Source organism: Actinacidiphila cocklensis (assembly GCF_907177275.1).
Taxonomy (GTDB): Bacteria; Actinomycetota; Actinomycetes; order Streptomycetales; family Streptomycetaceae; genus Actinacidiphila; species Actinacidiphila cocklensis.
The window spans coordinates 1-26694 of sequence record NZ_CAJSLV010000109.1 but is presented as its reverse complement, the minus strand read 5'-3'; the positions used below and the strand labels follow the sequence as shown (position 1 = coordinate 26694).

The following is a 26694-nucleotide window of genomic DNA, read 5'->3' as shown; positions in this document are numbered from 1 at the left end:
GGGCCGCTGCGCGCGGCCCACGGCGCGGGCGCGACCCTGTGGACGTACGGCCTGCTCGGCTTCGCGCTCTACGGCCAGCAGGCCGTCACCGCGCTCGCCGGCCGGGGCCGGTTCGACGCCGGCGCCGGCACCGCCGGCTTCGCCGCGCTCGCGCTGAGCCTGGCCCCGGCCGCGGCCCTGGCCGGCTGGTTCGCGGTCGCCGCCCGCGCCCAGCTCGCCCCCAGCCACAGCCTCGCCGACTTCGCCGACGCCGTACGGCCCCGGCTGGCGGCGGCCCTGGCCGGCTACGCCGCCGCGCTGACCGCGCTGCTGCTGACCGCCGCGGCCATGGCGGGCTCCGCCCCGCTCGCAGGACCGGCCGCGCTGGGCGTCCTGCTGTTCACCGCCCGCCTGCTGGCCGTGCACGGCCACCCGGTGACCGCCGCGGCCGGCCTGGCCGCGGCGTGCGTCGCCGAGGCGCTGACCCTCGTACTCGCCGGCGCCCCCGGCCACCTCGCGCCGTCCGGCGGCACCGCGGAGGCCGCCGTGTGCGGCGCCGCGGCCGCCGTGCTGGCCGCCCAGGCCTTCCGCCTGCTCGCCCGGGCCGCGGCGCACCACTGACCTCCCGCCACACCTACCAGGAGAAGGACCCTTGATCACGCAACCGTCCAGCCCCCGGCACCGCCGGCACCACCGCACCGCACCGCTCGGAGGCTCCCGATGAGAGTGCTGCTGCTCGGAGCCGACGGTTTCCTCGGCCGCCACGTCGCGGAGCGCCTGCTCGCCGACCCGGCCGTCCAGCTCACCGCGCTGGGCCGCAGCGACGACGCCGACGTCAGGTTCGACCTGTCCAGCGGGGCGCCCGGCGTGCTCGCCCGCTTCCTCGACGCCGTCCATCCCGGCGTGGTCGTCAACTGCGCGGGCACCACCCGCGGTGCGGCCCGCGAACTGACCCGGCAGAACATCGTGGCCGTCGCCACGGTCTGCGAGGCGATGCGCCGCAGCAGCATCGGCGCCCGGCTGGTCCAGGTGGGCTGCGGCTCGGAGTACGGCCCCTCGCCGGTCGGCTCCTCCACCGGCGAGGACGCCCCGCCGCGGCCCGGCGGCCCGTACGGGGTGAGCAAGCTGGCCGCGACCGAGCTGGTGCTCGGCTCGGGCCTGGACGCCGTGGTGCTGCGGGTGTTCAGCCCGGTCGGCCCCGGGACCCCGACGGGGGCGCCGCTCGGCCGGGTCGCCGAGGCGCTGCGCCGGGCGATGCAGAACGGCGACCCGGAGCTGCGGCTCGGCGGCCTCGCGGTGCAGCGGGACTTCGTCGACGCCCGCGACGTCGCCCGCGCGGTGCACGCCGCCTCGCTGTCCGCCGCGCAGGGCGTGGTGAACATCGGCAGCGGCCGGGCGGTGCGGATGCGCGACATGGCGTCCGCGCTGGCCCATGTCGCCGGCTACGAGGGCGCCGTCCGCGAGCTGGAGGAGGTGCCGCCGTCCGGCGGGATGATGCCGCCGTACCCCGACGGCTGCGGGCTGTGGCAGCAGGCCGATGTGCGTACCGCACGCGACCGGCTCGGCTGGCGGCCGCGGATCGGCCTCGAAGAGTCGCTGGCCGACGTGTGGATGGAGGCGGCATGCCGCGTCTGACCAGGCCGCCGCGCGGTGCGCAGGCGCGCGGCGATGCCACGGGACTCGCGGTGCCGGGCTTCGCCCACCCCCTGATGGCACCGGGGGAGTGGGCCGAGATCGCCCGCCCCGGCCGGTCGCTGGACTGGGCCGCCTTCGACGTCTCCCGCGGCCCGGGCAGCCGCCCCGACCCGCTGTACTCCGAGGTGACCGCCCGCGTCCGCGACAACGGCGTCCCGCTGCTCGGGCTGCTGGACGCGGCCCGCGGGCGGCGGCCGTTCGGCGAGCTGGTCTCGGACGCCTCGCGGTATCTGGACTGGTACCAGGTCGACGGCTTCTACCTGGACCGGGCGCCGCTGGGCCGGGAGGACGCCGCCGAATGCCGCTGGGCGGTCACCACGCTGCGGGCGCTGCTCGAACAGCAGGCGGGCGCCGGACGGAGCGGCACCGGGCACATCGTGCTCGGCCACGGCATCCACCCCGAGCCCTGCTACGCCGACCTCGCCGACCAGCTGGTCACCTTCGCCGGGCCGTGGGACCGCTACCGCTGGTCGGAGGCGCCGCTGTGGACCGCGGACCATCCGCCCTCGCGCTTCGTGCACCTGGTGCACGGCCTGCCGGAGCTGCACCTCGACAGCGCCCTGCGGATCGCCCGCTGGCAGGGCGCGGCCACGGTGTGCCTCACCGACCGCACCGCACGCGACGGGACCGACCCGTGGTCCGGTCTGCCCGGATACTGGGACCAGGTGGCGGAACTGGCCCGCGGCGGGGCGGTGGACGGGCGGCCGCCCACGATGTGACCGGAAGATGTCTCGGTCCTCGGACCGGGTGTCTTGGAATGAAGACCGGCGTGGCAGTGTTGCAGAGTCACGCGTGTGCGAACACGCGGACGTCCGTACCGTCTGAGACCGACCAACCGTATTGCTGAGGTCCCTGTGTCGCTGCCACCCCTGGTCGAGCCGGCCGCCGAGCTCACCGTTGACGAGGTCCGCAGATACTCGCGTCACCTGATCATCCCCGATGTCGGGATGGACGGGCAGAAGCGGCTCAAGAACGCCAAGGTGCTCTGTGTGGGCGCCGGCGGTCTCGGCTCGCCGGCCCTGATGTACCTGGCCGCCGCCGGTGTCGGCACGCTCGGCATCGTGGAGTTCGACGAGGTCGACGAGTCGAACCTGCAACGCCAGATCATCCACAGCCAGGCCGACATCGGCCGCTCCAAGGCCGAGTCGGCCCGCGACTCGGTGCTGGGCATCAACCCGTTGGTGAACGTCGTCCTGCACGAGACCCGGCTCGAAGCCGAGAACGTGATGGAGATCTTCTCCCAGTACGACCTGATCGTCGACGGCACGGACAACTTCGCGACCCGCTACCTGGTCAACGACGCGTGCGTGCTGCTGGACAAGCCGTATGTCTGGGGCTCCATCTACCGCTTCGACGGCCAGGCCTCGGTCTTCTGGTCCGAGCACGGCCCCTGCTACCGCTGCCTGTACCCCGAGCCCCCGCCGCCCGGCATGGTGCCGTCCTGCGCCGAGGGCGGCGTGCTCGGCGTGCTGTGCGCGTCGATCGGCTCGATCCAGGTGACCGAGGCGATCAAGCTGCTGGCCGGCATCGGTGAGCCGCTGGTCGGCCGGCTGATGATCTACGACGCCCTGGAGATGACGTACCGCACGGTCAAGGTCCGCAAGGACCCGGACTGCGCGGTCTGCGGCGACCACCCGACGGTCACCGAGCTCATCGACTACGAGGCCTTCTGCGGTGTCGTCTCCGACGAGGCGCAGGCCGCGGCGGCCGGGTCGACGATCACTCCCAAGCAGCTCAAGGAGTGGATCGACGACGGCGAGAACATCGAGATCATCGACGTCCGCGAGCCGAACGAGTACGAGATCGTGTCCATCCCGGGCGCGAAGCTGATCCCGAAGAACGAGTTCATCATGGGCAGCGCCCTGGCGACGCTGCCGCAGGACAAGCGGATAGTGCTGCACTGCAAGACCGGCGTGCGCAGCGCCGAGGTGCTCGCGGTCCTCAAGTCCGCCGGCTTCTCCGACGCCGTCCACGTCGGCGGCGGCGTGATCGGCTGGGTCAACACGATCGAGCCGCACAAGCCGATCTACTGACCGACCGCGAAGGCGGGCCGCGGCGACATGCCGCGGCCCGCCTTCGCGCGCTGTGTCAGCGGTTGACGGACTGGATCTCGCGGACCGTCAGGTCCTGCGGCGGGTTGTGGACGACGCCGTCGGGGAGCGTTCCGCCGGTGCCGTCGGAGCCGGCCCAGGTCACGTGCCAGGTGGCCGTCACGTCCAGCTGGTACGGCCCGGTGGCCGCGGTCGAGCGGCGGTAGGTCATGCCGCACGGCGGCAGCGCATCGGGGTCGCCGTTGTAGGCCTTGCCGACCGTGCCGTCCGCCGCGACCGGGCAGTCGCCCGACGCCGGGTAGAGGGTGGCGTCCCTCGTGCCCGGGTCGATGTGCACGGGGGCGGGCACCGCCGTGGTCTGCGCCCAGATCTCCTGGCCGCCGCCGATGTCGATCGACGCCCGCACCTGCACCTGGTCGTAGTCCTGGGTGAGCCGCACCCAGGTGGGCAGGTTCACCGTCTGGGTGGCGGCCGGGCTGGTCACCACGGTCACCCCCGGCACCTCGGTGTGGGCGTACGCCAGCCGCGAGAGCATCTCGGGGGTGATCACGTGCTCGGTGCCGGGCGGCGGCAGCTTGCCGTTGTCCACCCAGAAGGGCAGCGTGCCGTTGCAGTCGTACTTGTGGACGCTGGTGGACTGCTCGTTGACCACCGGACCCCAGAAGAGCCCCTGGCCCTGCTTGTCGAGGTTGAAGTTCTTGTAGGCCTCACCCGAGGTGTTCCAGGCCAGGCCCTCCTCGTAGTGCCTGCGGAGCTCGTCCATGGCCTCCAGCGCGTAGTTGGCCTGGCCGGGGATGTTGGTGTCCGCGACGCTCTTGAGCAGGTTCTTCTTGAACGTCTCCGGGTCGCCGATCGGCCCGATCCAGCAGGGCGGCGGCTCCCACGTCACGTCGGAGGAGCCGAGCGGCACCGTCGTGGTGGTCTTACCGGAGCCCGAGGTGGTGGTGTAGCGCACGCTCGCGGTCAGGGTGGTGTTGTCCGCGGTGTTCTTCGTGGTGGTGGTGTTGGCGTAGCCGGGTCCTGCCGCGGTCAGTACGAGCCCGCAGGCGACCGTGAGCGCTCCGGCCGCGGCGAGCCCGCGGCGGACGCGTCCGGCGGTGGTCAGTCCTTGCATTGCAGGGAGCCCTCCTTCACGGTGATCCCTTGTGCCTGCCAGTACGGGTGCGCGACCGGGAGTCGGACCAGGAGGATGTCGAAGAGCACGTAGCTCTGGTCGTTCTCGCCGGTCACGTGCACTTTCCCGCCGACGACGTCCTTGCTGTAGATCTTCGACTGGTTGTTGCAGAGCCTGATCTCCACCGAGTTCGTCGAACCGCCCTTCGCGCCGATGCCGTTACCGAAGACGGGGCGGAAAAAGCGGTCGGTTCCACTGAGCGTCTGTTTCGCGTCGATGTTGCGCTGGACGAAGTCGCGGGCGTAGGCGAGCGCGTCGCCTGCCGCGTGCGCGTGCAGCGGCGGGTCCTGGGTCGTCTGCCGGACGACGGCGTGGTCGATCGACTGGAGGTAGTCGGCCGCCGCGGTCAACGCGGCGTTCTGTGCCGGGTCCTTGGGCATCGACCAGTCGAAGACGACCTTCACGTCCTTGGGCAGCGCGACCGCCGGGTCGAGCTTGAGCGGGGCGCCCGCCTGCGACCCCGACGCGCCGGTCGGTGCGGCCGTGGTGGTCGCGGCAGCCGTGCCGCCCGTCGCGGCGGGTGAGATCGTCGCGGAGTCACCGGAGCCGGAACCGCCGCCGCACGCCACCAGCGCGCCGGCGGCAACCACCGTCACCGCGAGGACTGTTACCGCGCTGTGAGCTCGCATCGTCCGGCTCCCCGATCGCCGTGCTCCATGGGCACCGACCGGGCACGCCGAATACACGTACAGCCCAACTGGTCCCCGTATCCAGGCCAATCACGGTACAGACGGCCGCCCGGCCGCACGAGAGGTGCGATGTGCGGATTGGGTCACGGCCCTGTCTCGATGACAGAACTGTGACGTGGCGATGACGTTTCGTGTGAGGTTCGGTGGAACCGGACGCGATAACGTCAGGCGTCTTGTAACGGAACTCCCGCAACAAGGCACAGCACCGTCATCACCTAATCCAAGGGGGACCACAGGTGAAAAAGCATGACCGTCGTGGCTCCGGACGCAGCATGAAGGCGAAAGCCGCGGCCATCGCCGCGGGTGCGCTCGCGCTGACGCTCGGCACGACAATGGCGGCGAGCGCCAACGACGGCCCTGTGACCGTCGGCACCGCTCACGCGGTCTCGCAGCACAGCAGCAGGAGCGCGTTCTCCGCCAGCCCGAACGCCGCCGCGGCGGCGGAGCCGATCTGGGCGCTCGGCATCGACGGCCGGGACTCCGCCGGCAACCTCTGGGACTACGGGCCGCGCGCCAACGGCGGCTTCGACTCCAAGGAGAACATGGGCAACGGCTTCGGCCCCGCCAAGGCGCTGTTCAAGAACAACCCGGCCAACGACGAGAACGTGAACCTGTACGCCAACTTCGGCGGCACGTTGCACATGTACCCCGGCAACAAGGTCATCGGTACCGGGTGGAGCATCTACAACACCTTCGTGACGCCAGGAAACCTCGGCGGCGCCGCGTACCCCGACCTCCTGGCCCGTGACAGCGCCGGTGTGCTCTGGGAGTACCTGTCCAACAAGGACGGCACGTTCACCGGCCGCCGCAAGGTCGGCGGCGGCTGGAACGCCTTCACCCAGATCACCGGCCGCGGCGACCTGAACGGCGACGGCAAGCCGGACATCGTCGCCCGCGACAAGAGCGGCGTGCTGTGGATGTACAAGGGCACCGGCCTGGCCGACGCGCCCCTCAACGGGAACCGCGTCAGGATCGGGGGCGGCTGGAACACGTACAACAAGATCCTCGGGCTCGGCGACAGCAACGGTGACGCCGTCAACGACCTGATCGCCCGTGACAGCGCCGGCGTCCTGTACGTCTACGCCGGCACCGGCACCGGCGGCTTCCACGCCCGCGCGAAGATCGGCACCGGCTGGAACGCCTTCAACTACCTGTTCTGACCGGCACGGTGAGGTGACGCACAAGGCCCGGGGCGCTCAGCGCCCCGGGCCTTCGTGCTGTCCGCCCGCTACCTGCCCGCTGCCTGCCTGCCCGCTACAGCTCGCCGCGGCGGGAGAGCTGGGTGAAGGACAGCCAGCCGGGCAGCACCGGCAGCCAGAAGGTCAGCAGCCGGAAGAAGAGCACGGCGGGCGTCGCCACCTCCTTGGGCAGGCCGGCCGCGATCAGACCACCGGTCAGCGCCAGTTCGACCGCGCCCACACCGCCGGGCGTCGGGGCGGCCGAGCCCAGCGCGTTGCCGGCCAGGAAGACCACCGCGACGGCCGCGTAGCTCAGATGCCCGCCGAAGGCCCGTACGCAGCCGTCCAGGCAGATCACGAAGGTCACCGTCACCATCAGCGTGCCGCCGATGCCGGTGGCCAGCTTGCCGGGCCGCTGCAGCACGTCCAGCATGCGCGGCACGACGCCGGCGAACAGCGCGCGCACCCGGGTGGAGACGAACTTCCGCAGCGCGGGCACCGCGGTGACCACGAGCACCAGCACACCGGCGGTCAGCAGCCCCGCCATGACCGTACGGGACGGCGAGAGCGACGGCGTCTTCTCCGTACCGGTGATGAAGCCGAACGTCATCAGCAGCAGCACGTGCATGCCCAGGCCCACCAGCTGCGAGGCGCCCACGCTCGCCACGGCCAGGCCCGGGCGCACCCCGGCCTTCTGCAGGTAGCGGGTGTTCAGCGCCACCCCGCCGACCGCGGCGGGCGCCACCAGCTTCACGAACGAGCCGGCGATCTGCGCCTGCACCGTCCGCAGCAGCGACAGCCGCTCCGGTACGAAGCCGGCCAGCGCGCAGGCCGCGGCGACGTAACTCGCCGCGGACCCGGCGACCGCGATCATCGCCCAGCGCCAGTCGGCGTTGGCGATGGCGTGCCCGATCGGCACCGAGCTGAGCTGGGACAGCAGGAAGTACGCGGCGAAGGCGCCGGCGATCACCGTGATCAGGGTGCGCGGCTTGATCCGCTCCAGCCGGACCGGCTCGACCGGGGCCTGCGGGCGGATCAGCAGCACCTGCTGCCGGATACGGGAGAGCAGGTCCTCCTCGCGGGCCTCCTCCAGCGCGTCCTCTATCGCCCGCTTCTCGGCCTTGCGCTCGGCCTTGGAGACCGCCTTGTCCTCGCCCTTGCCCTCGGCGCCCGCCTCGTCCGCGCCGGCCCCGTGGGCCGCTCTGCGGGCCGCCGCGTCCTGCGCCCGCTGCAGCTCGCGGGCCTCCTTCTCGGCGGCGGAGGCGGCGAGCACCGCCTCGCGCTCGCGCTGTGCGCGCTCCCTGGCCAGCTGCTTGAGCTGGGCGCGGGTGGCGCGGCTGAGCGCGATCGGCTGGAGCAGCGGCAGCGAGTTGGCCACCGCGTCCGGGCCGAGCACCGCCACCGCGGACGCCACCGCACGCTCGGGGCCGACCCGCAGCGCCATCGTCGTCAGCAGCTGCGCCACGTCCATCCGCAGCACGATGTCGCCCGCCGCGATCTCGCCGCCGCGCAGATCGGTCAGGAAGACCCGCCCCGACTGGTCCACCAGCAGCGACTCGCCGACCAGCCGCCGGTGCGCGATCCGCCGCGACTGCAGTGCCCGCACCTGCGTCCAGGCCTCGCGCAGCAGGGTGTCGGTGATCTCCTCGTCGGTCAGCGCGTCCAGCCGCCGGCCGCCGATGTGCTCGTAGACCAGCATCACCGCGTCGGGACCCAGCTCCGAGGTGGCGATGAGCTTCGGCGCGTTGGCGCCCGCGGCGATCGCCGCGTAGGCGAGCAGCGCCTCCTGCTCCAGCGCCTGGCGCAGCGACAGCAGGGACCGCCGCTGCGTGATGCCGCCGACCAGGGACAGCCGCCGCCAGGCCCGGTAGAAGAAGCCGTGCGCCTGCCGCTCGCGGTCCACCACCGTGACGTCGAGCGGCGGCCCGTCCTCCAGCGTGACCAGGTAGCCGCGCCCGCGGTCGGAGTCGGCGGTCTCCGGCCCGTCCTCCTGGACCCGGCGGGCGGTCTGCGGGCTGAAGCCGACCCTGCGCAGCCCGGCGAGCAGCTGCCGCCCGGTGGGGCGGACGTTCGGCGAGCCGACCGCGTAGACCGTGCCGTAGGCGACCGTCCAGCCGATCAGTACGGTCACCGCGATCGAGAACGGCGTCGTGTAGCCGCCGACCAGCACAGCGAAGGCGTCGAGCAGCAGGACGAACCACAGCGCCACCCGCCAGCGCGGGCGCCGCGCCATGCCGACCGCCGTGACGTAGGCGATGACCGGCGCGAGGTACCCGTGGACCGGGTCGGTCATGCCGGTGCCGGACGGGGCGTTGTGGGTGAGCGCGTCGCGGATCGGGCCGGGCGCCGAGTTGGTCACCCACAGGTCCGTGGCAAGGGCCGTGCCGTGCGCCAGGACGGCGGCGAGCACGCCGTCGGCGATCCGCAGCCCGTCCCGTTTGGCCAGCCGCTCGATCGCGAAGGCGACCGGCACGATCAGCACCGCGATGCTCGCGGTCAGGCCGGCGAAGGACGCGAGCACGTCGGGCGCGTGGTCGGTGCCCTTGGTGATGTCCGTTTCCAGGCCGGTGGTCGTCGCGTGCGCGAAGCCCGCGACGGCCAGTACGACCGCGATGCCGAGCAGCCCGAACAGGAACCGCATGAGGTCGGCGGGCCGGTGCACCCGGGCGGCGAGCAGCGGCTCGTCGACGGCGACCGGGGTGGGTCCGGGCTCGGGGACCACCGTGTGGGTGTGCTCGGCGCTGTCCGGCCGCGAGCCCTCGGCTCCGCCTGCGCTGTCCTTGCTGTCCTTGCCGTTCTGGGTGTCCTCGGCGTCCGGTGGCTTCTGGCCCTCGTCCTTGCCGTGGCCTCCGTCACGGCCGCCGGCGGCGCTCATCGCGTCGCCCTTGCCGTTGGCGCTGCCATGTGTGCCGCCTTTGCCGCGGGCGGCGCGGTCCTGGTCGGAGCCGCCGCCGGGTGCGGGCAGCGCTTTACGGGCGCGGGAGGCCCCTCCGGCCTTGTCCGCGCCCGGCTGATCCGCTTCGGTCTCTTCTTGATCTCGTATCACCAGTCACCGCCGGGACGATGGTGGCACGAGCGCCGTCCGGTTGGCACCGGAACCCCCCGGTGTCGGTGGTCTGGGGCAGGATGGGGCGGATGAGCGAGGAAGACGACCCCGGCACACCCGGCGACTACGCGGAGCGGGTGCTCGACACCGTCGACCTGATCCCGGCCGGGCGGGTGATGAGCTACGGCGACATCGCGGAATGGCTCGGCGAGGGCGGTCCGCGGCAGGTCGGCCGGGTGCTCGCGCTGTACGGCAGCGGGGTGCCGTGGTGGCGCGTGGTCCGGGCCGACGGGGTCCTGCTGCCCGGCCACGAACTGAGCGCGATCGACGCCTACCGCGCCGAGGGCACACCGCTGCGGAGCGCGGGACCCGCGAGCGAGGGCCACATACCGCGCGTCGACATGCGCCGGGCGCGCTGGGACGGGCGCGCGCCGGGCGCGGGCGCCGCGGCAGACGGCTGAGGGCCGGAAACTCATGCCTCCCAGCTTCCGCCATCCGGGGCTCGCGTACGGCATCGGCGCCCCGTACGGAGTGTCCGGCGTGTCCCCCGGACGCCTGCGACCCGCGCGGGCCACGGCGTAGCGTCGGGCGCACCGCACCCCGGGCCGCGCCCGGAACCCCGCCCCCGGCGGCGCCCGCCTCCGCGACCGCACCACCGCTCAAGCCTTCGACGAACCGGCGAACCACGTGATCCTGTCCTCCCCTCCCGCACCGGCGGCCTCCGCGGCCGTCGGCTACCGGCTGCTGCGGACGCCGCCCGCGCCCGTACGGCCCCCTGTGCTGGACGCGGCGCAGCGGGCGGTGGTTGAGCACCGGGACGGGCCGCTGCTGGTGCTCGCGGGGCCGGGCACCGGCAAGACCACCACGCTGATCGAGTCGGTGCTGGCCCGCGTGCGGGCCGGCACCGCGCCCGAGCGGGTCCTCGTCCTCACCTTCAGCCGCAGGGCGGCGGTCGACCTGCGCGACCGGATGGCCGCGCGGGGCCTGGGCGGCCTCACGGCGAGCACCTTCCACTCCTTCTGCTACGCCCTGGTCCGCGAGCAGCAGGACGCGGACGACTTCCAGGAGCCGGTCAGGCTGCTGTCGGGTCCCGAGCAGGACCTGCTGGTCCGCGAGCTGCTGGCCGGGCAGGCGGCGCTGGCGCGGGAGGGCCGCGGCAAGGCGGGCTGGCCGGACGACCTGCGGGCCGCGCTCACCACCAGGGGCTTCGCCGACGAGGTGCGGGCGGTGCTGGCCCGCACCCGCGAACTGGGCCTGGGGCCTGCCGCGCTCGCCGACTTCGCCCACCGCATCGGGCGGCCGGACTGGACCGCGGCGGCCGCCTTCCTCGACGAGTACCTGGACGTCACCGAGATGGGCGGGATGGTCGACTACACCGAGCTGGTGCACAAGGCCGTGCTGCTCGCCGGGCGCCCCGAGGTCCACCGGGAGCTGACCCGGCGCTACGACGCGGTCTACGTCGACGAGTACCAGGACACCGACCCGGCGCAGGTGCGGCTGCTGCGGGCGCTGGCGGGGCAGGGCCGCACGCTGGTCGCCTTCGGCGACCCCGACCAGTCCGTCTACGCGTTCCGGGGCGCCGACATCAACGGCATCCTCGGCTTCCCCGAGCAATTCCCCCGGCGGGACGGCAGGCCCGCGGACGTCCGCGTCCTGCGCGTCTCCCGGCGGGCACGGGGCGGGCTGCTGGCCGCCACCCGCCAGCTCACCGCCCGTATGCCGCTGCCCCGGCTCCCCGCGGCCGCGGTACGCGCCCACCGCGCCCTGACGGCCGAAGCCGCGGGCGGCGCCGTGGCCGTGCGCACCTACCCGACCCCGGGGGCCGAGATCGAGTCCATCGCCGACACCCTGCGCCGCGCCCACCTGGAGGACGGCCGGCCCTGGCACACGATGGCGGTCCTCACCCGTACGTCCGCCGCCCTGGCCCCGCTGCGCCGCGCCCTGACCTCCGCCGGCGTCCCCATCGACCTCCCCCCGTCCACCACCCCCCTGCACACCGACCCGGCCGTCACCCCGCTCCTCCTGTCCCTCCGCCTCGCCGCGACCTCCCTGCTCCCGGCGCCGGAGCAACCGGACCCGGAACCCCCGGACACACCGGCCGAGGCGGTCCCTGGGACACCCCGGGGGATCACAGTGGGCGTCGAGGACGCGCTGACCCTGCTGGGCTCGCCGCTCGGCGGCATGGACGCCGCCGACCTGCGCCGGCTCGGCAGGGCGCTCCGCGAGGAGGAGCGCGCGGCCGGCACCGCCGTACCGCGCCCTTCGGACGAGCTGATCGCGGAAGCCGTCGCGGAGCCGGAGCGGCTCACCGCCCACGACCCGTCGTACGCCCGCGGTGCCCGCCGCGTCGGCGCGCTGCTGCGCACGGCCCGCGACACCCTGGCCGCGGGCGGCACCGCGGAGGACGCCCTGTGGGCGCTGTGGAACGGCACCCCGTGGGCGGCCCGCCTGGAGCGGGCCGCCCTGCGCGGCGGCGCGGCCGGCCGCAACGCCGACCGCGACCTCGACGCGGTGTGCGCGCTGTTCGAGACCGCCGCCCGCGCGGAGGAGCGCACCGGCGGCCGCGGCGCCCTGAACTTCCTGGAGGAGCTGTCCGCCCAGGACATCGCGGCCGACACGCTCGGCGGCCGCACCGTACGGCCGGACGCCGTCCAGCTGATGACAGCCCACCGGTCCAAGGGCCTGGAGTGGCACCTCGTGGTGGTCGCGGGCGTGCAGGAGGGCGTGTGGCCCGACCTGCGCCGCCGCGGCTCGCTCCTGGAGGCCGACCGCATCGGCCGGGACGGCATCGCCCCACCGCTGAGCCAGGGCGCGCTGCTGGCCGAGGAGCGCCGGCTCTTCTACGTGGCGGCGACCCGCGCCCGCGAGCGCCTGCTGGTCACCGCCGTGAAGTCCGCGGCCGACGACGGCGACCAGCCGTCCCGCTTCCTGGCGGAGCTGGGCGTCGAACCGCAGGACGTGACCAGCCGCCCGCGCCGCCCGCTGGCGGTCTCCGCGCTGGTCGCGGAACTGCGCGCGACCACCGTCGACCCGGCGGCCTCGCCGGCGCTGCGCGAGGCGGCGGCCCGCAGGCTGGCCCGGCTCGCGGCGCTGAGCGACGACGGCCACCCGCTGGTGCCCGCCGCGCACCCGGACCGCTGGTGGGGCCTGTACGAGCCGACCGCGTCCGCGGTACCGCTGCGGGACCGCGACCAGCCGGTGGCGCTGTCCGGCAGCGCGCTGGACCAGCTGGCCAACACCTGCGCCCTGCAGTGGTTCCTGGGCCGCGAGGTCAAGGCGGAACCGCCGGCCACCGCCGCCCAGGGCTTCGGCAACGTCGTGCACGTCCTGGCCGACGAGGTCGCCTCCGGCCGCACCCCCGCCGACCTGGACGTCCTGATGGCCCGGCTGGACTCCGTATGGGACGCGCTGGCCTTTGACGCGCCCTGGAAGTCCCGGCAGGAGAAGGACAACGCCCGCGCCGCCCTCGAACGGTTCCTGCGCTGGCACGTCATGGAGCGCGGCCGCACCCCTGTCGCCACCGAGCACGACTTCGACGTCACCCTTGCCGCGGGTGACGCCCGTATCCGTATCCGCGGAAGTATGGACCGGGTCGAAACGGACGCGCAGGGCGCGGCGTATGTCGTGGACTTCAAGACCGGCCGCAGCAAGCCGACCGGCGACCAGGTGGCGCACCACCCGCAGCTCGCGGTCTACCAGCTGGCCGTACGCGAAGGCGCCGTCGACCCGCTGTTCGGCGGGCGGCCCCCGGCCCCGGGCGGTGCGGAGCTGGTGCAGCTGCGGCTCGGTGCGACCCGCCGCGAGGGCGGCGAGACCGTACCCGCGGTGCAGCGGCAGGAACCGCTCACCGGCGAGTGGGCGGAGGACCTGCTCGCCACCGCCGCGGGCCGGGTGCTGGACGAGCGCTTCACTCCGGCCGCCGGCCAGCACTGCACACATTGCGCCTTCCGTGCCTCCTGCACGGCACGGCCCGAGGGCCGGCACGTCGTGGAGTGACCGCTGCGCATATACCCCGTATACCCCGGCCAGGTAATTGTCAGCGCCCGACGCTATGTTTGCCGTACAACCGGGGGTGGGGGTGCGCGCGTCCAACGCGGGTACAGGTGTGGGGAATCCGAGGGGGACGGCCGATGCCGGCCAGGAGCAGGATCGTGGTGGCCGTGTGCGCCGCCACCGCAGCGATCGCCGCGATCAGCGGCTGCAACACCGACGACAGCGCGGACTCGTCCGCCCCGCTGGTCGTCCCGGCCGCGACGACGGCCGCGCAGGCCGAGGCGTTCCCGGGGATGACGGCGAGCGAGGTGCTCGACGAGGCGAAGACGGCGATGCGGGTCGCCGGCGCGATGACCGTGGACGCCACCGGGGTCGACGACGGCACGGACATGCACGTCAAGGTCGCCGTCACCACCGTGTCCCGATGCGCCGTCGCGGCGGAGTTCGGCGACGAGAGCATGCAGATGGTCCGCCCGGGCGGGACGGGCGCGTACGTCAAGGGCAACACCGAGTTCTGGCAGGACTTCGCCGGTGACGCGGGGGACGCCGCGGCGGACCGGCTCACCGGGAAATGGGCCAGGCTGACGTCCCGGGAGTACACCGGCAAGGGCCTGGACTCCTTCTGCAGCCTGGACGAGGTGCTCGACAGCCTGCTGCCCGACGGCGACGCCGCCGACCTGATGGCGAAGAGGGACAGGACCACGCTCGACGGCAGGCCGGTCGTCCCGCTGACCCTGAGCGACAGGCAGGGGTCGATGACCGTCTACGTCTCGACCGGCGTCCACCCCTACGTCGTCAAGGCCGAGACCCGCGACGGGAGCTCCCGGTCCTCCGCCGTCTTCACCGACGTCGGCCTGCCGCCCAAGGTCAGCGCACCGCCGTCCTCGGCCACCGTCGACGCCGGTGACCTGGGCAGCGACGACGGCAGTGGCGGCTTCCACGTCTGACCCGGCGGGCGGCGGCCGGCACCACCGGTGTCGGCGACTCCGGATAGCCTCCATGGGGTGGCAACCCGCATCCATTCGCCCGAGCAGCTCAGGGAGCTGCTGGGCATCCCCTTCACCCCGGAGCAGACGGCGTGCATCACCGCGCCGCTCGCGCCGGGCGTGATCGTGGCAGGAGCGGGTTCCGGCAAGACGACGGTGATGGCCGCGCGGGTGGTGTGGCTGGTCGGCACCGGGCAGGTGGCTCCCGAGCAGGTGCTCGGCCTGACCTTCACCAACAAGGCGGCGGGCGAGCTGTCGGAGCGGGTGCGCAAGGCCCTCGCGCAGGCCGGCATCACCGACCGCGACCCGTACGGCCCGCAGGCGGAGCCGGCGGGCGGCGAGCAGCCGGCGGGCGGCGACCCGAACATCTCGACGTACCACGCCTTCGCCGGGCAGCTGCTCAAGGACCACGGGATGCGGATCGGCCTGGAACCGACCGCCAGGCTGCTCGCCGACGCGACCCGCTACCAGCTCGCGGCCAAGGTGCTGCGGGCCGCACCCGGGCCGTACCCGGCGCTCACCAAGGGCCTGCCGACGCTGGTCGGCGACCTGCTCGCGCTGGCCGGCGAGCTGGCCGAGCACCTGGTGCCGGCCGAGAAGCTGCGCGCGTACGACACCCGGCTCGCCGAGGAGCTGTCCGCGATCGACCCGGCCAAGCGCGGCAACGCGTGGGTGCGGGACGTCCGCCAGGCGGTCGCCGCCCGCCGCGACCTCGGCGAGCTGGCCGCGGCCTACCGCGACGACAAGCGGCGCCGCGACCTGCTGGACTTCGGCGACCAGATCGAGCTGTCGGCGCGGCTGGCGCAGACCAGGCCGGAGGTCGGGGCGCAGCTGCGTGAGCAGTACCGCGTGGTGCTGCTCGACGAGTACCAGGACACCTCGGTCGCCCAGCGGCTGCTGCTCGCGGGGCTGTTCGGCGGCCGCAGCGGGCACGCGGTGACCGCGGTCGGCGACCCCTGCCAGGCCATCTACGGCTGGCGCGGCGCGTCGGTGGCGAACCTCGACGACTTCCCGCGGCATTTCGCGCACCCCGACGGGCGGCCCGCCGACCGCTACTCGCTCAGCGAGAACCGCCGCTCCGGCGGCCGGCTGCTCGACCTGGCCAACACCCTGGCGGCCGAGCTGCGCGCCCGCCACGAGGGCGTCGAGGCGCTGCGGCCGGCCCCCGGCGCCGAGCTGGCCGGGCAGGTGCGCTGCGCCCTGCTGCCGACCCAGCAGGACGAGACGGCCTGGCTCGCCGACTCGATCGCGCACCTGGTGCGTACCGGCACGCCTCCCGGCGGCATCGCGGTGCTGTGCAGGACCGCGGCGCATTTCCCCGAGATCCATGCCGCGCTGGTCGCCCGCGACATCCCCGTAGAGGTGGTGGGCCTGTCCGGGCTGCTGCACCTGCCGGAGGTCGCCGACCTGGTCGCGGTCTGCGAGGTGCTGCACGACCCGACGGCGAACGCCGCGCTGGTCCGGCTGCTGATCGGCCCGCGCTGGCGGATCGGCCCGCGCGACCTGGCCCTGCTCGGCCGCCGCGCACGGCTGCTGGTCCGCTACGTGCCCGCGGGCGCCGAGGGGCGCGACCCGCTGGCGGCCGCGGTGGAGGGCGTGGACCCGGCCGAGGTGGTCTCGCTCGCGGACGCCCTGGAGACCTTCCTCGACGCCGACCCGGACGACGGGCTGCCCTTCTCCGCCGAGGCGCGGGTGCGGTTCGCACGGCTGGCGATGGAGATACGGGAGCTGCGCAGGGCGCTGGCCGACCCGCTGATGGACGTGCTGCACCGGGTGCTCGCCGCCACCGGGCTCGACGTCGAGCTGTCCGCGTCGCCGCACGCGCTGGCCGCCCGCCGCCGCGAGACGCTGACGTCCTTCCTGGACGTCGCCGCCGGTTTCGCGGCCCTGGACGGCGAGGCGACGCTGCTGGCCTTCCTCGGCTTCCTGCACACGGCGGCGCAGTACGAGAAGGGCCTGGACAGCTCGCTGCCGGGCGGCGAGAACACGGTGAAGGTGCTCACCGCGCACAAGTCCAAGGGCCTGGAGTGGGACGTGGTGGCGGTGCCGGGACTGGTCGCCAAGGGCTTCCCGAGCGAGCGCGGGCGCGAACTGTGGCCGGCCAACGCCAAGGTGCTGCCGCACGGGCTGCGCGGCGACGCTGCGACGCTGCCCGACGTGGCGGAGTGGACGCGGGCCGGGCTCGACGGCTTCCGCGACGCCATGAAGGAGCACCAGCGCGTGGAGGAGCTGCGGCTCGGCTACGTGACCTTCACCCGGCCGCGCTCGCTGCTGCTGGGCTCGGGGCACTGGTGGGGACCGACGCAGAAGACGCCGTTCGGCCCGTCGGCCTTCCTCGACGCCCTGCGCGAGCACTGCGAGGCCGGGCACGGCGAGATCGAGGTGTGGGCGGAGCGGCCGGCCGAGGACGCGACCAACCCCGCGCTCGACGACGTCAAGGACCACCCGTGGCCGCTGCCGCTGGACCCGACGGCGCTGCGCAGGCGGCGCTGGGCGGCGCGCACTGTGCTGGCGTACGCGGAGCAGGAGGCGGGCGCGGAGGCCCCGGGGGAGGCCGCGGACGGTGACATGGCGGCGGCCGCGGGGATTCCCGGTGCGCGGGGCGAGTCCGCGGCAATGGGCGGCGGCTCCGGCCTCCAGGACGGCAGCGGTGCGCCGGCCGGGGCGGCCGACGGCCTCGACCCTGCCGAGGCCAGGCTCGTCGCGTCCTGGGACCGCGACCTGGACGCCCTCGCGGGCGAGCTGCGCAGGGCGCGGGCCACAGTGCGGGACGTACCGCTGCCCGCGACGCTCACCGCGAGCCAGCTCATGCAGCTGGCCGCCGACCCCGAGGGCCTCGCCCGCGAACTGGCCCGCCCGCTGCCCCGCCCGCCGGCCCCCGCGGCCCGGCGCGGCACCCGCTTCCACGCCTGGGTCGAGTCCCGCTTCGACGCCCGCCCGCTGTTCGGCCCCGAGGACCTGCCCGGGGTCGAGGGCGGCGACGACATCGCGGACGAGGCGGACCTCACAGCGCTCAAGGAGGCGTTCCTGCGCACCCCCTACGCCGACCGCACCCCCTACCGCGTCGAGGTCCCGGTGCACCTGACGCTGGGCGGCCGGGTCGTCAGGGGGCGCATCGACGCGGTCTACCGCATCAGTGCCGAGGACGGCCGCGGCGACACGTACGAGATCGTCGACTGGAAGACCGGCCGCGCCCCGGCCGCCGCCGCCGACCCGCTGCAACTGGCGATCTACCGGCTGGCCTGGGCGGAGCGGCAGGGCGTACCGCTCGACCGGGTCGGCGCCGCGTTCCTCTTCGTCCGCTCCGGCGAGGTGGTCAGGCCCGCGCACCTGCCCGGACGCGTGGAACTCGAAGGGCTGCTGGCCGCCGAGGACTGACCCGGCGCCGTGGCGCGGCAGGGCGCCGTACGGCCCCGTACCGCCGCCGCGGCGGTACCGGGCTAGGCTGCACAGGACGCGCTCCACCTCGGACGACGCGGCGTATCCGTACCGTCACCGGGAATTTCCCTGCCGGCAGGCGGTTGGCACCGGGTGGACGACAAGGTGGTGCGCTTGCGGGAAAGCACACCACGTACTCGGGGAGATGGAAGCGACCTTGACCGGACTCGGCGCGACGGACCGACCGCTGGCACTCACCTACTCGGGGGTGGACCGGGCCGCACACCACCGCATGGACGAGGCGTGGCTCGCCGCGGCGTGGAGCCACCCGACGACCCGGGTGTTCGTGGTCTCCGGCGGCCAGGTGCTGGTCGAGGACGGACCCGACGGCCGCACCGAACTGGTGATGACCCCGGCGTTCGACGCGCCGGAGACCGAGATGCACCGCTACTTCCTCGGCATCGCGCCGGACGGCGTGCGCTACTTCGCGCTGCAGAAGGACGCGCTGCCCGGCCGGATGGACGGCGCGGCGCGGGCCGCGGGCCTGCGCGAGGTCGGCGGGCTGCTGTCGCCGCTGGAAGCCGGGCTGATGGTGCACGCGGTGGCGCTGGAGAACTGGCAGCGCATGCACCGCTTCTGCTCCCGCTGCGGCGAGCGCACCGTCATCGCCGCCGCGGGCCACATCCGCCGCTGCCCCGCGTGCCTGACCGAGCACTACCCGCGCACCGACCCCGCGGTGATCATGCTGGTCACCGACGACCAGGACCGCGCCCTGCTCGGCCGCCAGCTGCACTGGCCCGAGGGCCGCTTCTCGACGCTGGCCGGCTTCGTCGAGCCCGGCGAGTCCATCGAGCAGGCGGTACGCCGCGAGGTCGCCGAGGAGGTCGGGGTCACCGTCGGCGACGACGTCAGCTACGTGGCGAGCCAGCCGTGGCCCTTCCCGTCCAGCCTGATGCTGGGCTTCAACGCGCGCGCCGTCTCGTCGGAGATCACCGTCGACGGCGAGGAGATCCACGAAGCCCGCTGGTTCTCCCGCGAGGACCTGCGGGCCGCCTTCGCCTCGGGCGAGGTGCTGCCGCCGTCCGGCATCTCGATCGCCGCCCGGCTGATCGAGGGCTGGTACGGCGCCCCGCTGCCGCGTCCGTGACGGCCGCGGGGCTGCCCCCGGGGGCGGTTACGCGCCGAGTGCCTGCTTGACCTGCGCCAGGCTCGGGTTGGTCATCACGACCTCCGCGCCACCGGCCGAGGGCACGATCTGCAGGGTCGGCACCGTCTGGTTGCCGCCGTTCGCCTGCTCGACGAACTTCGCCGACTCGGGGTGCTCCTCGATGTTGATCTCGGTGTAGGCGATGCCCTCGCGGTCGAGCTGCCCCTTGAGTCGGCGGCAGTAGCCGCACCAGCTGGTGCTGTACATCGTCACGGTGCCCGGCATCGGTTTTCGCTCCTCGTCACGAGAGAATCTGGCACCCCCACAACGCGCGCCGGGACGCCCGCATTCCGGCACACCCTGTGGATAACTTTTCCGGGCTGTCGGCCGGACCTGGCAGAGTGGCGGTTGTGACTGCGACAACCCACGACTCGCTCTTCCCCGCGGTGCCCGACTCCGCGGACGCGGTGCTCGAAGGCCTCGACCCCGAGCAGCGCGCCGTCGCCACGGCGCTGCGCGGCCCGGTGTGCGTGCTGGCCGGGGCCGGCACCGGCAAGACCCGGGCGATCACCCACCGGATCGCCTACGGGGTGCGGGCCGGCATGCTCCAGCCGGCCAGCGTGCTCGCGGTCACCTTCACCGCCCGGGCGGCCGGCGAGATGCGCGGGCGGCTGCGGCAGCTCGGCGCCGGGGGAGTGCAGGCCCGCACCTTCCACTCGGCGGCGCTGCGCCAGCTGCAGTACTTCTGGCCGCGGGCGATCGGCGGCGAGATGCCCCGGCTGCTGGAGCGCAAGGTCCAGCTGGTCGCCGAGGCCGGTGCGCGCTCCCGCATCCGGCTCGACCGCAACGAGCTGCGGGACGTCACCGGCGAGATCGAGTGGTGCAAGGTCACCCAGACGGTGCCCGAGGACTACCCGGCGGTGGCCGCCAAGACCGGGCGGGACGTGCCGCGCGACCCGGCCGAGATCGCCCGCATCTACACGACGTACGAGCAGCTCAAGCGGGACCGCGGGGTGATCGACTTCGAGGACGTGCTGCTGCTGACGGTCGGCGTGCTCCAGGACCGGCCCGACGTGGCCGACACGGTCCGCTCGCAGTACCAGCACTTCGTGGTCGACGAGTACCAGGACGTCAGCCCGCTCCAGCAGCGGCTGCTCGAACTGTGGCTGGGCGGCCGGGACGACCTGTGCGTGGTCGGCGACGCCTCGCAGACGATCTACTCCTTCACCGGCGCCACCCCGGACTTCCTGCTCGGCTTCAGGACCCGCTACCCGGCGGCCACCGTGGTCAAGCTGGTCCGCGACTACCGCTCGACCCCGCAGGTGGTGGGCCTGGCCAACGGGCTGCTGTCCCAGGCCCGCGGCCAGGCGGCGGCGCACCGCCTGGAGCTGATCTCGCAGCGCGAGGCCGGCCCCGAGCCGACCTACGCCGAGTACGCGGACGAGCCGGCCGAGGCGGAGGGCGCGGCCCGGCGGATCAAGGAGCTGATCGGCTCCGGGGTGCGGCCCAGCGAGATCGCGGTGCTCTACCGCATCAACGCCCAGTCCGAGGTCTACGAGCAGGCGCTCGCCGACGCCGGGGTGCCCTACCAGCTGCGCGGCGCCGAGCGGTTCTTCGAGCGGCCCGAGGTGCGCGAGGCGGGCCTGCTGCTGCGCGGCGCGGCCAGGGCCTCGGCCGACCCCGAGGACGCGGCGACCGTGCCCGAGCAGGTGCGGGCGGTGCTCAGCTCCCGCGGCTGGGCCTCGGAGCCGCCCGCCGGGTCGGGCGCCGTCAGGGACCGCTGGGAGTCGCTCGCCGCGCTGGTGCGGCTCTCGGAGGACTTCACCGCGGCAAAGCCCGACGCCACCCTCGGCGACTTCGTCGCGGAGCTGGACGAGCGGGCCAACGCGCAGCACGCGCCGACCGTCGAGGGCGTCACCCTGGCGTCGCTGCACGCGGCCAAGGGCCTGGAGTGGGACGCCGTCTTCGTGGTCGGCCTGACCGAGGGCACCTTGCCGATCACCTTCGCCAAGACCGACGAGCAGGTCGAGGAGGAGCGGCGGCTGCTCTACGTCGGCGTCACCCGGGCGCGGCTGCACCTGGGGCTGTCCTGGGCGCTGTCCCGCTCGCCCGGCGGGCGCGGCGGGCGGCGGCCCTCCCGCTTCCTGGACGGGCTGCGGCCCGGGTCCGCGCCGCGCGGCGCCCGCCCGGCGGGCGGCGGCGGTGCGGGCGGGGTGGAGCGCGGCTCCGGCGGCCGCAGGAAGCGCGGCCCGGTGCTGTGCCGGGTGTGCGGCCGCACCCTGTCCGACGCGGGCGAGATCAAGCTGATGCGCTGCGAGGACTGCCCCTCGGACCTGGACGAGGCGCTGTACGACCGGCTGCGCACCTGGCGTACGACCCAGGCCAAGGCGCTGGGCCAGCCCGCCTACTGCGTGTTCACCGACCGGACGCTGCTGGCCATCGCCGAGGTCAGGCCGAAGGGGGCGGCGGAGCTGTCGTCGATCCCCGGGGTCGGCGCCCGCAAGCTCGACAAGTTCGGCCCGGACGTGCTCGCGCTGTGCGCGGGCCGCGAGCCGGCCGGCGACCCGCAGGACGAGCCGGCCGGCCCGGCGGCCGACGAGCCGGCCTACGAGCCCGCAGACGAGTCGGCCGACGAGCCCGGCGACGGCGTCGACGAGGGCGTCGGCGAGGGCGTCGACGAGGGCGCTGACGAGGCCTTCGACGACGGCCCGGGGGAGGGCTTCGCGGACGTCGTGAAATCTTCTCGCGAAGAAGCCGAAAAATAGTTTGCGCATCCCGCGGAGGTCCCCATAGCCTTCACGAGCGCGGTTGAGAACGGCTCTTCCAAGAGCCCACCCGATCGTGATGTACTAGGCAAGTACGGTTCTTCATCCTTACGAGACGCCGAGAGGAGGCGATTCCAGTGGCCAGCCAGACGATTACCAAACTGACCGATCGCTCGGTCATCGCCGCCTGCCCGCTCGGCATCTCGCTGCCCGCCACCGGTCTCATGTCCGCCCTGCTCCCGGTTCTGCCGACCCGTGTGCGCAGTGAGCGACCGACCGAGGCGCCCGCGGTAGCGACGGCGGCGAAGGCGAAGGCGCATGCCTTTACCTCCGTGGCGGCGACCAACGGCGCCGGCAACCGGACCGCCAAGGGTGCAGAAGGCGCCAATGGCTATGCGAACGGACAGCAGAAGACGCAGCAGTACGGCAAGTGGGCCTTCCGCGGGCTCGAACCCTGGAGTGATCCAGCCTGATAGCGCATCAGGTCGGCACCTCAGGGCCGCGGAATCCCAGACCGGGATCCGCGGCCCTTCTGTTTTCCCCAGAAGACAGCGTCTCCACGGAGACACCACCGACAACCGGCCGACCGGCCGGACCGACAGACGAGGAACGAACCCACCGTGCCTACCGCCCAGCACGCACAGTCCGGACCCACGCCAGACCTGAGCCGCCCTCCCGCACAGCCCCCGGAGACCACCTTGCTTCCCCTGACCGAGCTTGACGACGAGATCGAGCGCCTCGGCGTGCCCGTCCCCTGCCGTACCTACGACCCGGAGGTCTTCTTCGCCGAGTCGCCGGCGGACGTCGAGTACGCCAAGTCCCTCTGCCAGACCTGTCCGGTACGCGAGGCCTGCCTCGCCGGCGCCAAGGACCGCCGCGAGCCCTGGGGCGTCTGGGGCGGCGAGCTGTTCATCCAGGGCGTCGTCGTGCCCCGCAAGCGGCCGCGTGGCCGCCCGCGCAAGGACGCGGTTGCGGCATGAACACCAGGAAGCTCCGCACGCCGGGGACGATCGACCGCCCCCTCCACCACGACCCGATGAATCAGGCCCCGATGACACCCTCCCGCATCGAACAGACCGCACGTACTTCCGACGCGATGGCGTCGCACCAGAACAGGAACCACGAAATGCAACTCATGCCAGAAGCTCTGGCCCGTGCCCATATGCAACAGCGGCTCTACGAGGCCGAGCACGAACGCAGGGCGTCCCGGCTGATCGCCGCCCGGCGGCTGCAGCGGCGTGCCGAGCGCGCGTCCCTGCGGGCGCGGCGGGCACTCGCCCTGGCCGTGATGCAGTAGTCGTCACGCCACGACAGCACCGAGCAGGAACAGCACAGCACTGAGCATTACCGCTCGTTCACCGCGGGGCCGGTCCGAAAGGACCGGCCCCGCGGTGCGTTATGCCGACAAATACGGCATGCGCGGAGGTATCGTCACCCAGTGGATCAGAAGAACGTATCGACCACGACGACATGCGCCCGCTGCGGCACCACCCGGCCCGGTCTACCGCTGACGTGGACCTGCTCCGTCGAGAACGGCCGCCGTGTCTACTTCTGCGACGACTGCGCTCGCCGCCATCTGCGCAGCATCGAGAGCCGGCTGGACTCCGCCTGGTGGTAGCCGGGCAGCGCCCGGGGCTTCAGGCGGACTCCGCCGCACCCTCCGGGTCGAAGCCGGGCAGCCACTCCTGCAGCTCCGCCCGCAGCCGTACGGTCGCGCCCAGCTGGCACAGCACCCCGACCGTGCTCAGCGTCACCCGGTGGATCAGCAGATACGACGGCGGCAGGTTCAGCTGCTTGCCCAGCTGGTGGGCGGGTGAGCGCGGGTCGGCGATCCTGGCCGCCTGCGCCCGCATCCAGGCCCGGTCGAATGCGAACTCCTCGCGCCCGGCCGGCTCGATGATCGGCCGGAGGTAGTCGAGCACCGCGTCGGAGTCCAGCTTGATCGTCGGCTTGACGAAGCCCTCCTCGCGCAGCATCGCGTGCACCTGCTCCGCGTCGCCGGCCAGCGCCAGCCGCAGCGCGGTGCCGATCGGCAGCGGCAGCCCCTCGGGCAGCCGGTCGACGGTGCCGAAGTCCAGCACCCCCAGCCGCCACCCCGAGGCGGGGCCGTCGTCGGTCAGCAGCCGGAAATTGCCCGGGTGCGGGTCGGCGTGCAGCAGCCCGGTGCGGGCAGGCCCGGCGAAGAGGAAGTGCGACAGCAGCTGGCCGGCCCGGTCGCGCATCTCCTGGCTGCCCCCGGAGATCACCTCCGACAGCGGCACCCCGTCCATCCACTCGGTGACCAGCACCTGGTCGGCCTGGTGCACCACGTCGGGCACCACCACGTCGGGGTCCCCTGCGAACTCCACCGCGTGGACGTGCTGCGCCCTGGCTTCGAGGTCGTAGTCCAGCTCCTCCTCGACCCGCGCGCGCAGTTCGGCCAGCAGCGGCTTGACGTCCATGCCGGGAATGAGCGGCCCGAACAGCCGGGCCACCCGGCCCAGCTGCGCGAGGTCGGACAGCAGTGCGTCCCCCGCGCCGGGGTACTGCACCTTCACCGCGACCTTGCGGCCGTCGCTCCACACCCCCCGGTGCACCTGCCCGATCGACGCCGCCGCGGCCGGGGCGTCCTCGAACTCGGCGAACAGCGAGCGCCAGTCCTTGCCCAGCCGCTCGGCCAGCACCCGGTGGACGGTGCGGGCCGGCATCGGCGGCGCGGCCTCCTGGAGCTTGGTCAGCGCGGCCCGGTAGGGGCTCGCGACATCCTCGGGCAGCGCGGACTCGAAGACCGACAGGGCCTGGCCGAACTTCATGGCCCCGCCCTTCAGCTCGCCGAGCACCTTGAACAGCTGCTCCGCGGTGCGCTCCTGCAGTTCGACCGCCACCTCGTCGGCCGGCCTGCCCCCCAGCCGCTTCCCGAGCCCGAGCGTGGCCCTCCCGGCGAACCCCAGGGGGAGCGCAGCCAGCTTCGCGGTCCGGGTCACCGCCTTACGCGGAAGATCAGACATGCGCCCCTCGTTTCGCCTCGGTCACCTTCGCCATTGTGCCCCTCCCCACCGACGCCCCGGTCAAGAGCGGGTCAGCAACCTTCGGCTGTCATATTTTGTTCCTTTCTGTTGGGTAGCCGGTTTCACCCCTCGACCACCCCCGCTGATCATCACTCTCCGTGTACGACTTCTCCAGAATGCCCCATTCCGTCGCACTGTCGACCCAGTTATCCACAGGTTGTGGGGAATAGTCGTTCAATATGCGTAAGAAGCGAGGTGATTCCGATGGCAACCGGCCTGGGGACAGGACTTCCCGCACACCCAGCAGGTACGGTCGAGAGCGTGTCCGCCGATCCCGCGCGAAATCTCGCCAGTCAGCCCGCCCGCGGCCACCGGACGAGCGCGGTGGAAGTACGCCGTAGCGCCCGGCGACGGCAGACGGTGTCCGCCTACCGCGACGGCGACCGCACGGTGGTCCTCATCCCCGCCCGGATGTCTGCCGCCGAGGAGCAGCGCTGGGTGGCCGTCATGCTGGAGAAGCTGGCGGCCCAGGAGAGCCGCCGGATGCCCGGCGACGACGAGCTGGCGGCCCGCGCGGAACGCCTCTCCGAGCAGTACCTGACCGGCCGGGCGGTGCCCGACACGGTCCGCTGGGTCACCAACCAGAACTCCCGCTGGGGCTCCTGCACCCCCTCCGAGGGCAGCATCCGGCTCTCGCACCGGCTGCAGGGCATGCCCGAGTACGTCATCGACTACGTGCTGCTGCACGAGCTGGCGCACCTGCTGGTGCCGGGCCACGGCCCGGCCTTCTGGAAGCTGCTGGAGTGCTACCCGCGCACCGAGCGGGCGCGCGGCTTCCTCGAAGGGGTCGTCGCCGCCGAGCGGCTGCCGCACGCCCCGGCCGGCCGGGGCGTCGGGGACGAAGAGGACGGCAGGCAGGCCCGGGAAAGCCGCGAGGTCCGGGGAGAATAGCCGCTGTGGGCGCGACCGGTTAGCCTGTCGCAACGCACCAGCAGCGAGGACGGGATGGGGGCCGGTCGATCCATGGCCAGGGAATTCCAGCGTGGCCACAAGGCCAAGATCAGTGATCTGACGGCAGGGACGGATCTCTACGTCGGCGTGTCGATCGCGGGTCCTGGCCTGACGTTCGACATCAGCTGCTTCGGCCTGGACGCCAAGGAAGAGCTGTCGGACGACCGCTACTTCATCTTCTTCAACCAGCCGAAGTCCCCGGAGGAGTCGCTCCAGCTGCTCGGTGCGCAGTCCGGCGACACCGAGTCCTTCCGGGTCACCCTGGACCGCATCCCGGCCGCCGTGCAGCGGCTGTCCTTCACCGCCACCCTCGACGGCGGCGGGCAGATGTCCCAGATCGGCCCCGGCTACCTGCGGATCGTCGCGGGCGGCGAGGAGGTCGCGCGGTACGCCTTCACCGGCGCCGAGTTCAGCACCGAGCGGGCCGTGATGCTCGCCGACATCTACCTCAAGGACGTCTGGCGCTTCGCCGCGGTCGGCCAGGGCTTCGACGGCGGGCTGGCCGCGCTGCTCCAGCACTTCGGCGGCGAGGTCGCCGAGGAGGAGCCGGCGGCGCCGCAGCAGGCCGCGGCACCCGGCTTCGCGCCGCCGGCCGCCGGCGCGCCCGTACCGGGC

21 protein-coding genes and 1 pseudogene are annotated in these 26694 nt (G+C 73.5%); 17 read left to right on the top strand and 5 right to left on the bottom strand.

Annotation, left to right across the window (positions count from 1 at the left end):
• From NFU81_RS37115 to moeZ, 4 genes and pseudogenes are all read left to right on the top strand, one after another.
• Positions 1-600: pseudogene (locus NFU81_RS37115) on the top strand (hypothetical protein); the annotation flags it as partial.
• Between the two features lie 99 nt (positions 601-699).
• Complete coding sequence (locus NFU81_RS37110; protein WP_251500513.1) at positions 700-1614, top strand: NAD-dependent epimerase/dehydratase family protein; 915 nt, start codon at positions 700-702, stop codon at positions 1612-1614.
• Positions 1602-2393 (top strand): spherulation-specific family 4 protein, encoded by a 792-nt coding sequence (locus NFU81_RS37105; protein WP_251500511.1) that lies wholly within the window; start codon positions 1602-1604, stop codon positions 2391-2393. The genes NFU81_RS37110 and NFU81_RS37105 overlap by 13 nt, the downstream gene beginning before the upstream one ends.
• Before the next feature lie 135 nt (positions 2394-2528).
• On the top strand, positions 2529-3707 hold the full coding sequence (gene moeZ / locus NFU81_RS37100) for an adenylyltransferase/sulfurtransferase MoeZ (RefSeq protein ID WP_251500509.1): 1179 nt from the start codon (positions 2529-2531) through the stop codon (positions 3705-3707).
• Between the two features lie 55 nt (positions 3708-3762).
• Here the strand turns inward: moeZ and NFU81_RS37095 are convergent, their stop codons facing one another.
• Both NFU81_RS37095 and NFU81_RS37090 read right to left on the bottom strand, forming a co-directional pair.
• On the bottom strand, positions 3763-4839 hold the full coding sequence (locus NFU81_RS37095; protein ID WP_251500506.1) for a hypothetical protein: 1077 nt from the start codon (positions 4837-4839) through the stop codon (positions 3763-3765).
• Positions 4827-5528, bottom strand: a complete 702-nt coding sequence (locus tag NFU81_RS37090; RefSeq protein WP_251500504.1) for a hypothetical protein — start codon at positions 5526-5528, stop codon at positions 4827-4829. Before NFU81_RS37090 ends, NFU81_RS37095 begins: the two co-directional genes overlap by 13 nt.
• A 332-nt stretch (positions 5529-5860) precedes the next feature.
• Between NFU81_RS37090 and NFU81_RS37085 the strand changes: the two genes are divergently transcribed.
• Positions 5861-6748 carry an FG-GAP repeat domain-containing protein gene (locus NFU81_RS37085; RefSeq protein WP_251500501.1) on the top strand — a complete coding sequence of 296 codons (888 nt, stop codon included), beginning with the start codon at positions 5861-5863 and terminating at the stop codon, positions 6746-6748.
• A gap of 94 nt (positions 6749-6842) precedes the next feature.
• Here NFU81_RS37085 and NFU81_RS37080 read toward each other — a convergent pair whose 3' ends face one another.
• Positions 6843-9812 (bottom strand): lysylphosphatidylglycerol synthetase family protein, encoded by a 2970-nt coding sequence (locus tag NFU81_RS37080; protein WP_251500498.1) that lies wholly within the window; start codon positions 9810-9812, stop codon positions 6843-6845.
• 89 nt (positions 9813-9901) lie between these two features.
• On the opposite strand from NFU81_RS37080, the gene NFU81_RS37075 reads away from it, so the two are divergent.
• The 5 genes from NFU81_RS37075 to nudC all read left to right on the top strand — a co-directional run bounded on the left by NFU81_RS37075 (position 9902) and on the right by nudC (position 19316).
• Positions 9902-10273, top strand: coding sequence for an MGMT family protein (locus NFU81_RS37075; protein WP_422665384.1), 372 nt, complete (start codon positions 9902-9904; stop codon positions 10271-10273).
• Between the two features lie 226 nt (positions 10274-10499).
• Positions 10500-13808, top strand: a complete 3309-nt coding sequence (locus NFU81_RS37070; RefSeq protein WP_251500493.1) for an ATP-dependent helicase — start codon at positions 10500-10502, stop codon at positions 13806-13808.
• A 134-nt stretch (positions 13809-13942) separates the two neighbouring features.
• Positions 13943-14752, top strand: coding sequence for a hypothetical protein (locus tag NFU81_RS37065; RefSeq protein ID WP_251500491.1), 810 nt, complete (start codon positions 13943-13945; stop codon positions 14750-14752).
• 57 nt (positions 14753-14809) lie between these two features.
• Positions 14810-18169: an ATP-dependent helicase gene (locus tag NFU81_RS37060; RefSeq protein WP_251500488.1), complete on the top strand. Its 3360-nt coding sequence runs from the start codon at positions 14810-14812 to the stop codon at positions 18167-18169.
• Positions 18170-18374: 205 nt separating this feature from the next.
• A complete protein-coding gene (gene nudC / locus NFU81_RS37055; RefSeq protein ID WP_251500485.1) occupies positions 18375-19316 on the top strand; it encodes an NAD(+) diphosphatase in 942 nt (313 codons plus the stop codon).
• A gap of 27 nt (positions 19317-19343) precedes the next feature.
• On the opposite strand, the gene NFU81_RS37050 is transcribed toward nudC, so the two are convergent.
• Complete coding sequence (locus NFU81_RS37050) at positions 19344-19601, bottom strand: glutaredoxin family protein (protein ID WP_251500483.1); 258 nt, start codon at positions 19599-19601, stop codon at positions 19344-19346.
• Between the two features lie 125 nt (positions 19602-19726).
• Between NFU81_RS37050 and NFU81_RS37045 the strand changes: the two genes are divergently transcribed.
• The 5 genes from NFU81_RS37045 to NFU81_RS37025 all read left to right on the top strand — a co-directional run bounded on the left by NFU81_RS37045 (position 19727) and on the right by NFU81_RS37025 (position 23699).
• Positions 19727-22081 carry an ATP-dependent DNA helicase UvrD2 gene (locus NFU81_RS37045; protein ID WP_274038033.1) on the top strand — a complete coding sequence of 785 codons (2355 nt, stop codon included), beginning with the start codon at positions 19727-19729 and terminating at the stop codon, positions 22079-22081.
• 137 nt (positions 22082-22218) lie between these two features.
• Positions 22219-22554 (top strand): hypothetical protein, encoded by a 336-nt coding sequence (locus tag NFU81_RS37040; protein ID WP_251500481.1) that lies wholly within the window; start codon positions 22219-22221, stop codon positions 22552-22554.
• Positions 22555-22743: 189 nt separating this feature from the next.
• Positions 22744-23061 carry a WhiB family transcriptional regulator gene (locus NFU81_RS37035; RefSeq protein WP_079189450.1) on the top strand — a complete coding sequence of 106 codons (318 nt, stop codon included), beginning with the start codon at positions 22744-22746 and terminating at the stop codon, positions 23059-23061.
• Positions 23058-23378, top strand: a complete 321-nt coding sequence (locus NFU81_RS37030) for a hypothetical protein (protein WP_251500479.1) — start codon at positions 23058-23060, stop codon at positions 23376-23378. Before NFU81_RS37035 ends, NFU81_RS37030 begins: the two co-directional genes overlap by 4 nt.
• A gap of 141 nt (positions 23379-23519) precedes the next feature.
• Positions 23520-23699: a hypothetical protein gene (locus NFU81_RS37025; RefSeq protein WP_251500478.1), complete on the top strand. Its 180-nt coding sequence runs from the start codon at positions 23520-23522 to the stop codon at positions 23697-23699.
• 19 nt (positions 23700-23718) lie between these two features.
• Here NFU81_RS37025 and NFU81_RS37020 read toward each other — a convergent pair whose 3' ends face one another.
• Complete coding sequence (locus NFU81_RS37020; protein ID WP_251500476.1) at positions 23719-25068, bottom strand: ABC1 kinase family protein; 1350 nt, start codon at positions 25066-25068, stop codon at positions 23719-23721.
• A gap of 264 nt (positions 25069-25332) precedes the next feature.
• On the opposite strand from NFU81_RS37020, the gene NFU81_RS37015 reads away from it, so the two are divergent.
• Positions 25333-26019 carry a M48 metallopeptidase family protein gene (locus NFU81_RS37015; RefSeq protein ID WP_422665383.1) on the top strand — a complete coding sequence of 229 codons (687 nt, stop codon included), beginning with the start codon at positions 25333-25335 and terminating at the stop codon, positions 26017-26019.
• Between the two features lie 72 nt (positions 26020-26091).
• The coding region (locus NFU81_RS37010; RefSeq protein ID WP_251500516.1) for a TerD family protein at positions 26092-26694 on the top strand (603 nt) is incomplete at its 3' end.

Excerpts from the sequence above, each read along its gene's own strand:
- NFU81_RS37110 (WP_251500513.1), top strand. The coding sequence starts at position 700 with ATGAGAGTGCTGCTGCTCGGAGCCGACGGTTTCCTCGGCCGCCACGTC.
- NFU81_RS37105 (WP_251500511.1), top strand. The coding sequence starts at position 1,602 with ATGCCGCGTCTGACCAGGCCGCCGCGCGGTGCGCAGGCGCGCGGCGAT.
- NFU81_RS37095 (WP_251500506.1), bottom strand. The coding sequence starts at position 4,839 with ATGCAAGGACTGACCACCGCCGGACGCGTCCGCCGCGGGCTCGCCGCG.
- NFU81_RS37090 (WP_251500504.1), bottom strand. The coding sequence starts at position 5,528 with ATGCGAGCTCACAGCGCGGTAACAGTCCTCGCGGTGACGGTGGTTGCC.
- NFU81_RS37085 (WP_251500501.1), top strand. The coding sequence starts at position 5,861 with ATGAAGGCGAAAGCCGCGGCCATCGCCGCGGGTGCGCTCGCGCTGACG.
- NFU81_RS37075 (WP_422665384.1), top strand. The coding sequence starts at position 9,902 with ATGAGCGAGGAAGACGACCCCGGCACACCCGGCGACTACGCGGAGCGG.
- NFU81_RS37065 (WP_251500491.1), top strand. The coding sequence starts at position 13,943 with ATGCCGGCCAGGAGCAGGATCGTGGTGGCCGTGTGCGCCGCCACCGCA.
- nudC (WP_251500485.1), top strand. The coding sequence starts at position 18,375 with ATGGAAGCGACCTTGACCGGACTCGGCGCGACGGACCGACCGCTGGCA.
- NFU81_RS37050 (WP_251500483.1), bottom strand. The coding sequence starts at position 19,601 with ATGCCGGGCACCGTGACGATGTACAGCACCAGCTGGTGCGGCTACTGC.
- NFU81_RS37030 (WP_251500479.1), top strand. The coding sequence starts at position 23,058 with ATGAACACCAGGAAGCTCCGCACGCCGGGGACGATCGACCGCCCCCTC.
- NFU81_RS37020 (WP_251500476.1), bottom strand. The coding sequence starts at position 25,068 with ATGTCTGATCTTCCGCGTAAGGCGGTGACCCGGACCGCGAAGCTGGCT.
- NFU81_RS37015 (WP_422665383.1), top strand. The coding sequence starts at position 25,333 with ATGGCAACCGGCCTGGGGACAGGACTTCCCGCACACCCAGCAGGTACG.